This window comes from Curtobacterium luteum (genome assembly GCF_001475545.1).
Taxonomy (GTDB): Bacteria; Actinomycetota; Actinomycetes; order Actinomycetales; family Microbacteriaceae; genus Curtobacterium; species Curtobacterium luteum_A.
On sequence record NZ_LDQC01000120.1, the window covers coordinates 1 to 10,411 of the forward strand.

The 10,411-nt window shown below is 72.2% G+C and carries 10 protein-coding genes; 3 read left to right on the forward strand and 7 right to left on the reverse strand.

Going from position 1 to position 10,411, the window contains the following annotated elements; all coding sequences use genetic code 11:
• Nucleotides 1-288: 288 nt before the first annotated feature.
• A complete protein-coding gene (locus tag NS184_RS16175; RefSeq protein WP_083513780.1) occupies nt 289-1,908 on the reverse strand; it encodes an APC family permease in 1,620 nt (539 codons plus the stop codon).
• Between the two features lie 205 nt (nt 1,909-2,113).
• Nucleotides 2,114-2,935 carry an aldo/keto reductase gene (locus NS184_RS16180; protein WP_058727115.1) on the reverse strand — a complete coding sequence of 274 codons (822 nt, stop codon included), beginning with the start codon at nt 2,933-2,935 and terminating at the stop codon, nt 2,114-2,116.
• Nucleotides 2,936-3,005: 70 nt separating this feature from the next.
• On the opposite strand from NS184_RS16180, the gene NS184_RS16185 reads away from it, so the two are divergent.
• Nucleotides 3,006-4,118 (forward strand): 5-methyltetrahydropteroyltriglutamate--homocysteine S-methyltransferase, encoded by a 1,113-nt coding sequence (locus NS184_RS16185; protein WP_058727116.1) that lies wholly within the window; start codon nt 3,006-3,008, stop codon nt 4,116-4,118.
• A gap of 77 nt (nt 4,119-4,195) precedes the next feature.
• Here the strand turns inward: NS184_RS16185 and NS184_RS16190 are convergent, their stop codons facing one another.
• Genes NS184_RS16190 through aztB form a run of 4 tightly spaced genes read right to left on the reverse strand, consistent with a single transcriptional unit; the run spans nt 4,196 to nt 8,377 of the window.
• Nucleotides 4,196-5,401 (reverse strand): hypothetical protein, encoded by a 1,206-nt coding sequence (locus tag NS184_RS16190; protein WP_242863091.1) that lies wholly within the window; start codon nt 5,399-5,401, stop codon nt 4,196-4,198.
• Between the two features lie 17 nt (nt 5,402-5,418).
• A complete protein-coding gene (locus NS184_RS16195) occupies nt 5,419-6,342 on the reverse strand; it encodes a metal ABC transporter substrate-binding protein (protein ID WP_058727117.1) in 924 nt (307 codons plus the stop codon).
• Nucleotides 6,339-7,502 (reverse strand): hypothetical protein, encoded by a 1,164-nt coding sequence (locus tag NS184_RS16200; RefSeq protein WP_058727118.1) that lies wholly within the window; start codon nt 7,500-7,502, stop codon nt 6,339-6,341. The genes NS184_RS16195 and NS184_RS16200 overlap by 4 nt, the downstream gene beginning before the upstream one ends.
• Nucleotides 7,499-8,377 carry a zinc ABC transporter permease AztB gene (gene aztB / locus NS184_RS16205; RefSeq protein ID WP_058727119.1) on the reverse strand — a complete coding sequence of 293 codons (879 nt, stop codon included), beginning with the start codon at nt 8,375-8,377 and terminating at the stop codon, nt 7,499-7,501. The genes NS184_RS16200 and aztB overlap by 4 nt, the downstream gene beginning before the upstream one ends.
• A gap of 50 nt (nt 8,378-8,427) precedes the next feature.
• Between aztB and NS184_RS16210 the strand changes: the two genes are divergently transcribed.
• Entirely contained in the window at nt 8,428-9,069 is a 642-nt protein-coding gene (locus NS184_RS16210) for a metal ABC transporter ATP-binding protein (protein WP_242863092.1), read from the forward strand.
• On the opposite strand, the gene NS184_RS18610 is transcribed toward NS184_RS16210, so the two are convergent.
• Complete coding sequence (locus NS184_RS18610; protein ID WP_058727120.1) at nt 9,039-9,452, reverse strand: MarR family winged helix-turn-helix transcriptional regulator; 414 nt, start codon at nt 9,450-9,452, stop codon at nt 9,039-9,041. The two genes, NS184_RS16210 and NS184_RS18610, sit on opposite strands and share 31 nt — an antisense overlap.
• Nucleotides 9,453-9,624: 172 nt before the next feature.
• Here NS184_RS18610 and NS184_RS16220 point away from each other — a divergent pair, with 172 nt between their 5' ends.
• Nucleotides 9,625-10,278, forward strand: coding sequence for a hypothetical protein (locus tag NS184_RS16220; protein WP_058727121.1), 654 nt, complete (start codon nt 9,625-9,627; stop codon nt 10,276-10,278).
• The last annotated feature ends 133 nt before the right edge of the window (nt 10,279-10,411 follow it).

Below are 10,411 nucleotides of genomic sequence, written 5' to 3' on the forward strand. Positions count from 1 at the left end.
GCGCCTCCGGGTCAACAGCTTCCCCTTCCTGCTCCGGAGCGCGAGGGTGGACAACCCCTCCTTGCCCCGCCCGGGCCTCGTCGACCTCACCGCCCACTTATGCTGGCGGCGGTACATGGCCTTCCTGTTCAGCGGTGCCGTGCTGCTGCTCGAGTGCGTGTGGTCCTCGTGCCGCCACCGGGCGCACGTGCCCCTGCGCCTCGCGGCGGTGCCGCAGACCGCCCCCACGCCGCCCGCCCCCGTCGCGGCCTTAGCGACGGGCCGGGGCGGGCCGCCCCGGCCCGTCGCTCAGGCCTCGACGGGGGCGATCGGCGTGGGGGCGGTCTGCGGCACCTCCGCGAGGGTGAGCGGCCCGTGTGCCCGGTGCCGCCACGAGGACCACACCCACCCGATGAGCAGCACCGCACCGATGAACAGGAGCGCGCTGTACTGCAGCCACCATGAGTGCCCGGTGAGGTCGTAGATCTCCGGGCGGGGCCAGATGAGGTTGACCGCCATGCCGATCTGGAACAGCACGGCGAGGGCGTTGAGCGGGATGCCCCAGCGACCGAGCGTGAACAGCGGCTTCCCGTCCTCGTCGACCCCGGTCGGCAGGCCGGAGCGACGGGTGCGGATGCGCTCGACGAGCAGCGGGCCGGTCACACCGAGGTAGGCGAGGTACAGCATCGCGATGCAGAGGCTCGACAGGGCGGTGAAGATCGCCGACTGGCCGATGTTCACGGCGAGGGCGAGCCCGGCGCCCACGCCGACCACGATCGACGCCGCGATCGGGGTGCCGGTCCGCGGCGAGACGCGGGACAGGACGCGGTGGAACGGCAGCGCGCGCTCCCGGGCCATCGAGTAGACCATCCGTGCGCCCGCGGTCTGGACGGCGAGCGTGCAGGCGAAGACCGCGACCGCGACGCAGCAGAGCAGGAGACGACCGAAGACGTCGCCGAGCGTCGAGGTGATCACCCACGCGAGACCCTGGGCGGCGAGGTTCCCGTCGGTCAGGCTCGGCGCGGCGACGAGGGCGCCGACGATGAGCAGTCCGCCGCCGAGACCCGAGACCGTCAGGGCGCGGACGATCGTCTTCGGGGTGGTGCGACGCGGGTTGTGGGTCTCCTCGGCGAGCTCACCGGCGGAGTCGAACCCGACCATGACGTACGCGGCCATGAGCGACGACGCGAGGAACGCCCACACGTACGGCTCGGTGCTCGTCGAGCCCTCGGTCGAGAACACCACGGCCGGCGAGCGGTGCGGCAGGACGAACAGGGCCGCGATGAGGACGACGACGCCGACGATCTCCACGAGGACGCCGAAGCTCGTCACGCGGGCCATGAACCGGACGCTCACGATGTTCACGACCGTCGTCAGCACGAGCATGACCAGCCCGAGGACCACCGCGTTCGCGGCCCCCGTCGGCGTGGCCACCGAGGCGTTCGCCCCCGGGCCACCGACGATCTGGAAGCCGTTCCAGATCGACGGCAGGACCGCCTGCACGGCGATGGCGGCCACGGCCACGGTCAGGATCTGCCCGATGATCATCGTCCAGCCGGTGAACCAGCCGAAGCGGGCGCCGGCCAGACGGCTCGACCACTGGAAGATCGCGCCGGAGATCGGCCAGCGGGCCGCGAGTTGCGCGAAGTTCAGCGCCACGAGGAGCTGCCCGGCGAACACGAGCGGCCACGCCCAGAAGAACGCCGCGCCGCCGAGCCCGAAGCCGAGTCCGAACAGCTGGAACACCGTGGTGAGGATCGACACGAACGAGAACCCGGCGGCGAAGGACGAGAACGACCCGACGCCGCGGTGGAGCTCCTGCTCGTACCCGAGGGCGGCGAGGTCGGAGGCGGCGGTCGACGGGCCGACGGCGGGGCCGGAGGACGTGGTGGCGCGTGGTGCGTGGAGCGGAGCTTCGGGAGAGCGCATGGCTGCAGACCTTTCGCGGCAGTACCTGTCGGGCGACAGGTAGTACGAGTGTCGTGCGGCGCTGTGTCGTGGCCGTTGCTCCTCTGTTTCGTCCTCGTGTCGTCGGCCGTCCGTGTGTAAACAGTGCGCAACGACGGACGGGAGGCACAGTGCCAGCCGGCACCGCGCCTCCCGTCCGTCGTGTGGTCGCGTCAGCGACCACTGCTCACGCGGTCGTGTCGTCCAGTGCGTCGAGCGCAGCGACGTCCTCCGCCGACAGCACGAAGTCCACGTCCGCGTTCTCCGCGATCCGCGAGGGCGTCGTCGACTTCGGCAGCGGCAGCACGTCCTTCTCGAGCAGGTACCGGATCGCGACCTGCGCGACGCTCTTGTCGTACTTCGCCGCGATGTCCCGGATCTGCGCGTTGTCGAGCAGGCCGCCGGTGGCGAGCGGCGAGTAGCCCTCGGTGAGGATGTCGTGCTCGCGGTCGAACGCGGTCGTCTCGTCCTGCGTGTTCCCGATGAACCACCGGATCTGGTTCGCGTGCGGGACGACGTCGGTCCGTCCGAGGAGGTCCTCGAGGTCGGTGACGGCGAAGTTCGAGACGCCGATGCTCTTCGTGCGGCCGGCGTCGTAGAGCTCCTCGAACACCTTCCACACCTCGACGTTGCCGTCGCGGTGGTCGGACCCCATGTCGCTCCAGGGCCACGGCGCGTGGATCAGGTAGAGGTCGACGTGGCCGAGGTCGAGGTTCCTGGACGACTCCTCGAAGGCGTCACGCGCGCCGGACGCGGTCTTCACCTCGGCGGGGAGCTTCGTCGTGATGAAGAGTTCGTCGCGCGGGACACCGCTGTCGCGGACAGCCTCGCCGACGCTCGCCTCGTTGCCGTACGCGAGTGCGGTGTCGATGTGGCGGTAACCGGCCTCGATGGCGGTCTTCGTGGCGTCGTAGGCATCGCTGCCGGACGGGATCTGCCAGGTGCCGAATCCGATCTTCGGGATGTGCAGGCCGTTGGACAGGGTGAAGGTGTCGGTCAGTGCGGGCATGCGGCGCACACTACGCCGTGCGACGCACCGGGCTCCCGGCTGCTGGTTCCGCATCGGTACGATCGGCCCCATGTCCCAGCGACCGCCGTTCCGAGCCGACGTCGTCGGCAGCTACCTCCGCCCCGCCGCCGTGCAGGAGGCCCGCGCAGCACACGCTGCCGGGAGGATCGACGACGACGCCCTCCGCGCCGTGGAGGACGAGGCCGTCCGGGCGCTCGCCGACGCGCAGCAGTCCGCCGGGTTGCAGGTCGTCACGGACGGCGAGGCGCGGCGCAGCTGGTGGCACCTCGACTTCTGGGGCGGGTTGGACGGCGTCGAGGTCGTCGAGCTCGACCACGGCATCGCGTTCCAGGGGGTCTCCACGACGCCGAAGGGGCTCCGGGTGACCGGGCCGGTGTCGTTCCCGTCCGACCACCCCTTCCTCGCGCACGCCCGGTTCGTCGTGCAGGAGGCAGCCCGTCGCGGGGTCACCGCGAAGTTCACGATCCCGTCCCCGACGGTGTTCGACTTCCGGCTCGACGCCGACCAGGTCCGCACGGAGCACTACGCGGACCGGGCAGCGATCACCGAGGACCTCGTCACGGCGTACCGCGACGCGATCGCCGCGTTCCATGCCGTCGGGGTCCGCTACCTGCAGCTCGACGACACCGCGTGGGCGTACCTCTGCTCCGACGTCGAGCTCGAGAAGGCCCGCGAGCGCGGCATCGACACGAACGGCATCGCGGCCCGGTTCTCGTCGATCGTCCGGCGCGTGCTCGACGGCCGGCCGGCGGACCTCGTGGTGACGACGCACGTGTGCCGGGGCAACTTCCGGTCGACCTGGATCTCGTCCGGCGGGTACGAGCCCGTCGCCGAGGAGCTGCTCGGCAACACCGGCTACGACGGGTTCTTCCTCGAGTACGACAGCGACCGCGCCGGCGGCTTCGAACCCTTGCGGTTCCTGCCGCACGGCGACCAGGTCGTCGTGCTCGGACTGGTCACGTCGAAGACCGGCGAACTCGAGGACCCGGCGGTCGTCGAGCAGCGCATCCGCGACGCCGCGCAGTACGCGCCGCTCGAGCAACTCGCGCTGAGCCCGCAGTGCGGGTTCGCGTCGACGGAGGAGGGCAACGTGCTCTCCGAGGACGAGCAGTGGGCGAAGGTCCGCAGCGTGGTCGCGATCGCGGACCGCGTCTGGGGCTGACGCACCCACTGGACGGACTGGAGGCCCGTGGCGGCGTCGCCACGGGCCTCCAGTCCGTTCCGGGTCGCGTCTCGGCGCTACGCGACCGCGATCTCGTTGGGGACACCGGGGAGCTCGTCGCTGGAGGCGACGACCTCCCCACTGGTGAGGTCCACCGCGTGGACGGTCTTCGTCGCCGGATCCGTCACGAAGGCGTTGTCACCGACCACCTTCAGGGCGGGGTGCGGGTCCTGCCACTCGACGGGGCCCTCCCACGCGTCGATGACCGGGAACGTGTCGAGATGCTCGCCCGTCGTGACGTCGACGGTGTGCAGGGCGCCGTCGGAACCGAGCACGACCGCCTCGTCGTCCGGTCCGCGCGCGAGGTCGCGGAAGGTGAAGCCGACGCCCTCGGGCAGGTCCGCGGTCGCGTACGACCCCTGCGCGGTGTCGATCAGTGCGAGCTGGTCGAGGAGGTAGCCCTCGCTGTCCGGGTCGTCGTTGTAGTCACCCACGGCCACGCTGCTCGAGTCGGTCGTGAACAGGTTGCCGGTGCGGCCGTACTCGGTCGGGGCGTCGATCTTGGTGAAGGTGCCGTCCCGGTACACGAGCGCACCGTCGGTGCAGCCGAAGACCGCGACCTCGTCCGCGACCGTGCCCTCGCCGTGCACGTCCGGGCAGACCTCGGAGCGCGCGACCTCGGAGCCGTCGTCGTCGAGCGCGCGCACGCCGGCCCGGGACTCCTCGGTGCCGATGGTGGTGAGGAGTGTGCCGTCCTCGAGCTCGATCGCGACACCGTGGTGTGCGGCCTCGGACCGGGTCGTGTCGACCTCGGGCAGGGTGCCGTCGTCCACGGTGTCGGCGAGGTCGTCGTGGTCGAACGCGGTGACGTCCCCGGTGCCGTCGGCGAACAGTGTCGTCCGGTCGCCGTGGACGACCGCGTGGCCGCCGGCGTCGGCGGGGAACACGGCGTCGGTGAGGGCGGGGTCCGACGCGGTGTCGAGGACGCGGAAGCCCTCGGGGACGGTGACGAGCACGTGACGGCCGTCTCCGGCGGGGTTGACGCGGGTGAACCCCTCGATCGGGTCGTCGGACACCACGCGGAGGTCCTGGTCGAGGACGAGCACGCCGCCGTCGTAGGTCACGGTGAGGCGCGTCCCGTCGGCAGCGGGGGTCCGCTCGGCGCGGTCCTCCGCGTCCGCAGGGTCGGTGGAGCACCCCGTCAGTGCGAGGGCGGCCACCCCGAGCAGCAGGGCGGGCGCGACGGCGGCGCGTCGCTTGGATGGTGTCGTCGTGGTTCTCACGGTGGTGTTCCTCATCTTCATCGGGGCGCCGACAGTCCGTCGGCGATGGCATCGGCGTTCGAACGGGTCATGCCGAGGTAAGTGCTCGCGGGGCCGGTGGCGGTCAGTGACTCGGTGGCGAGCGGTGTGATGGTGACCTCGACGCCGACCTCGTCGGCGAGGACCTCGGCGAGTCGGGCGGGCTGGGAGAGGTCGGCGAAGATCGTGGGGACGCCGGCGTCCTCGATCGCCGTCGCCAGGTCGCGGAGGTCCGCGGCGCTCGGCGAGGCGAGGGTCGTGCCGCTCGGGATGACGGCGCCGACCACCCGGAAGCCGTAGCGGTCCGCGAGGTAGCCGAACACGTGGTGGTTCGTCACGAGGGCGCGACGGTCGGCTGGGACGGACGCGAACGCGTCGGCGACCTCGTCGTCGAGTGCGTCGAGCTGGGCGCGGTAGCCGTCCGCCCCCGGCGCGTCGATGCCGACCTCGCCGAGGGCGTCGTCGAGTGCCGTGACCACCTCGGCCATCCGCCGCGGGTCGGTCCAGAAGTGGGGATCCGGTCCGGAGTCGTCCTCGGAGCGCCAGTCGAGCACGTCGACCGCGTCGCCCGCCGTGAAGACCGCCACGCCGTCGGTGGCGGCGGCCTCGACGTGCCGGGCGACGCCCTCCTCGAGCCCGAGACCGTTCTCGACGACGAGGTCGGCGGAGCGGAGGTGTGCAGCTTCCCGAGCGGAGACCTCGAAGGAGTGCGGGTCCGCACCCGCGGGCATGAGGACCTCGACGTCCGCGGCGTCCCGGACGACCTCGCGGACGACGTCGCCGAGGATGTTCGTCGTCACGGCCACGAGCGGGCGGTCGCGCTCCGCCGTGCTGCAGCCGGCGCTGGTCACGACGAGCCCGGCAGCGAGGAACACGACGGCGGCACGCACTGCCGCGACGTTCGCCCGTGCGGCGCGGGTCACCGGCCGACCTCGGCCAAGGCGGCCGCGGGGTGACCGAGCTCGATCGTGCGTGCCACCCGGGCGTCGTCGGCGAAGTCGATCTCGTGCACCGTGCCGGTGGTCGGGTCGGCGACGTAGGCCCGCTGTGCGTCGACCTGCAGCGACACGGGGCCGTCCGTGGCGACGAGGGGCGCTGTCGTCGACGTCCTCGTCGCCCCTTCCGCTGTCGCGACGACGACCACCCGTCCGGTGTCGTCGACCCCGACCACGTGGCCCTCGGTGTCGTCGACCGCGGCGACCGACCGGAGCGGCCGTTCCGATGCGACGTGCCGCCAGGAGTGCTCCCGTGCGTCGAGGAGCCAGGCGCCACCGTCCCCGGCGACCCCGGCGACGGTGGGGCGTCCCGCCCGCGCTGCGAACGACGTCGCCCGGTCCGTCGTCCCCTCCGGCAGCGGGACCGTCGTCGCGCCGTCCTCGTCGACGACGACGGCGCCGTCCGCGCACCCGACCACGGCGCCCGCCCGCGTCACGATGCCGCCGGCTGGCTCCGGACAGGCCACCGGGTCGCCCACGGCGCGGCCACCGCCGTCGAGGACGGTCACCGTGTCGTCGATCCCGGCGACGAAGCGGTCGCCGAAGGGCAGCAGGACCGATGCCCCGACGCGCAGGACCTCCTCGACCTCGCCCTGCCCGAGCGCCTCGCGGTCCAGTGCGACGGCCTCGCCGCGGTCCGGCCAGGTCAGCGTCGTCGCCGTCTCCGAGGAGTGCACGTCGACCGTGCCGCCCTGGCCGACGTGCCCGACGACCCGCGGCTCGGCGGTGTAGTAGTGCGTGTGGTCGCCGTGGTCGACGGTCCAGGCGCCCCCGTCCGTGATCGTCGTCCGCTCGTCGTCGGACGTGACGAGGAACCGTCCGTCGGTCGCGGCGTGCTCCGGAGCGTCCACGTCGTCGAGTCCGGCGGTCTCGTCGGTGAGCAGGTCGTGGATCGTGGTCCGGCCGTCGGGGCCCACCGCGAGGAGACGGAGCTGCGGTTCGCGGGCCTCCCGGGCGCCCTCGACGTACCCGTGCGGGCGCGCGGTCGTCGCGGTGGCCTCCGGTGTGGCCGGCTCGGTCGAGCAGGCGGTGAGCAGGAGTGTGAGCCCGAGCGCCGTGCCGACGGCGGGGGTGGAACGGTGGTTCATGAGGCCTCTCGTGGTGCGGTGGGTGCGGGTGTCCGGGTGGTCAGGGTCCGTCCGGGTGCGCGGTCGTGCAGGAGAGCAGCGGCACCACGGGAGACCACGACGCTGAGGACCGCGACGACGGCGATGCTCGCGCCGGCGGCCGTGCCGAGGTGCCACGAGACGAGCAGACCGGCGAGGACGGCCGCGGCACCGATGCCGGCGCCGAGGAGCATCGTCGAGCGGACCGAACGGGTCCACGCACGCGCGGCAGCGGCCGGGGCGAGGAGCAGCCCGACGACGAGGAGTGTCCCGACGGCCCGGTAGGACGCGACGACGGCGAGGGTGACCAGGGCGACGAGGACCACCTCCGCCAGGCGTGGTCGCAGCCCGAGCGTCGCCGCCTTCCGGACGTCGAACGCCGTCGCGGCGAACGCTCGGTGGAAGCAGGTCGCGGTGCCGAGCGCCACGGCGGCGGCCACGGCGAGGCCCGCGAGGTCCGTGACGGTAACCGCGAGCACGTCCCCGAACAGGATCGCGGTCACGTCCGTCGCGAACGAGCGCGACCCGGACACGACGATGACGCCGAGGGCGAGCATGCCGACGAACAGCAGCCCGATCGACGAGTCGTAGGACAAGCGGGCTCGCCGCCGCAGCGCCCCGACGCCGAGGACCATGACGCCTGCGCTCGCCGCGGCACCGAGGACGGCGGGGATCCCGGTCAGGGTCGCGACGGCGACCCCGGGGAGCATGCCGTGTGCGAGTGCTTCGCCGAGGAAGGCCATCCCACGCACCAGGACCCAGGTGCCGACGACCGCGCACAGCACCGCGGCCAGCGTGCCGCTGACGAGGGCGCGCAGCATGAAGTCGACGGAGAACGGGTCGGTCAGCCAGGTCACGATCGGAGACGCTACATGAAAACGACTATCAATACTGATAGCGTGCTCAGGTGCCCGCAGCCGAAGCCATCGAACTGACCGACGTCACCCTGCACCGTGGCGCCCACTGCGTCGTCGCCGGACTGCACGCGACCTTCCGGGCAGGATCCGTCACGGCGCTCACCGGACCCAACGGGTCGGGGAAGTCGACGGTGCTCGACGCGATCGCCGGACTGGTGGCGTGGTCCGGCGGACGGGTGGCGGGCCTCCCGGCCGACGTCGCGTACGTGCCGCAGTCCGTCCCGCCCACCGCGCTCCCGCTGACCGTGCGTGACGCCGTGGCGATGGGGCGGTGGGCGGCGCGACCGTGGTGGCGGCCGTCGACGCGCCGCGACCGGTCGGTCGTGGAGGCGCAGCTCGAGCGCCTCGCCGTCGCCGACCTCGCGCACCGCTCGTTCGACGAGCTGTCCGGCGGGCAGCGGCAGCGCGCGCTCGTCGCGGTCGGGCTCGCGCAGGAGGCGTCCGTGCTCCTCGTCGACGAACCGACCGCCGGTGTCGACGCAGCCTCGGCGGTGCTCGTCCTCACCGCGCTGGCGGCGGAGGCCCGCGCCGGGGTGGTCGTCGTGCACGCAGCACACGACCCGGTCGCCGTGGCGGCGGCTGACGTCGTGGTCGCGCTCGGTCAGCCCTCGGCGTCGCCGGCCTGCTCGTAGAGGCTCGTCGCCAGGTCGCTCAGCAGGGTGACGAGGTCGCCGTCGTGCGTGGCGTCGACGGCGGTGAGGAGATCGGCGTAGCGCTGCCGGTACCCCCGGACGACAGCGTCGCCTTCGGGCCGCAACCGCAGGAGCGACCCCCGCCGGTCGTTGGGGTTCGGCGCGCGTTCGACGAGGCCGGCCGCGGTCATCCGGTCGACCATGTTCGTGACGGCGCCCGAGGTGAGCCCCAGGTAGCCGGCGACCTCGGTCGGGGTCGAGTAGCCCGTGTCGTCGATGAGCACGAGCGCCCGGAGCGCGTTCTCGTGCACGCCCGCGCGCGCACTGAGCTGTCGGACCAGGACGGCGTTCGCGCGCACGACGGCGTCGAACGCGCTGATCAATTCAGCGGGGTCTGTTCTCGCGTCCCTCACATTGGGGACAGTACACGAGTGGCCAAGTATGTGAATGGCTGAGTATCTTGATGAGTGAAGCAAGTCGGCCCGAACCCCTTGCTCCTCCGGAGGATCCGGACCACATCGACCAGCCAGACCACATCGACCGAAGAGGTTCCCCGTGTCCAAGAAGCCCCGCACCTCCCCGCTGAAGCGGATCCGATTCGCCCCGGTCGCCCTGCTCGCGGGCATCTTCGCCGCGGTCCTCCTCTCGCTGTCGCTCACCGGCACGCTGTCCGGGTTCGCCGCGAGCATCACCAACAGCAGCAACACCGCCGCCAGCGGCACCCTGACCATGCAGGAGCAGAACGCCGGCGGCACGGTCACCTGCACCAGCACCGACGGCGGATCGGTCTCGACCAACGCCGCGACCTGCTCGACGATCAACAAGTTCGGCGGGAGCACGACGATGACGCCGGGCAACACCGTCAACACCGCGATCTCGATCAAGAACACCGGCACCGCCAACGCCGCCACCTTCACGCTGACCCCGGGCGCGACCTGCACCCAGTCGAACAACGGCACCGTCAACGGCAGCGCCACCGACCTGTGCGCGAAGATGAACCTCGTCATCACCTCCGGCTCGACCACCGTGTTCAGCGGCACGCTCGCCAGCTTCAAGGGCGCTGCCTCGACCGCGTTCACGATGCCGCCTGCCCCGGCAGCCGGCGCCAGCGTCCCGTTCAACTTCGCCGTGACGCTCGACTCGTCGGCCGGCAACACCTACCAGGGCCTCGCCGCCTCGGTCCCGATGACCTGGACCTTCACCGCCTAGTCCTCGCCCGGACCGCAGCCCCCGGCGGCTCGCACCCAGACCGGCGACGCTCGACCGACCCCCCTCCGGCCGAGCGTCGCCACCCATCACCCTGTCCCTTATACCCCTCTGACGCTGCCGACGAAACGAAACA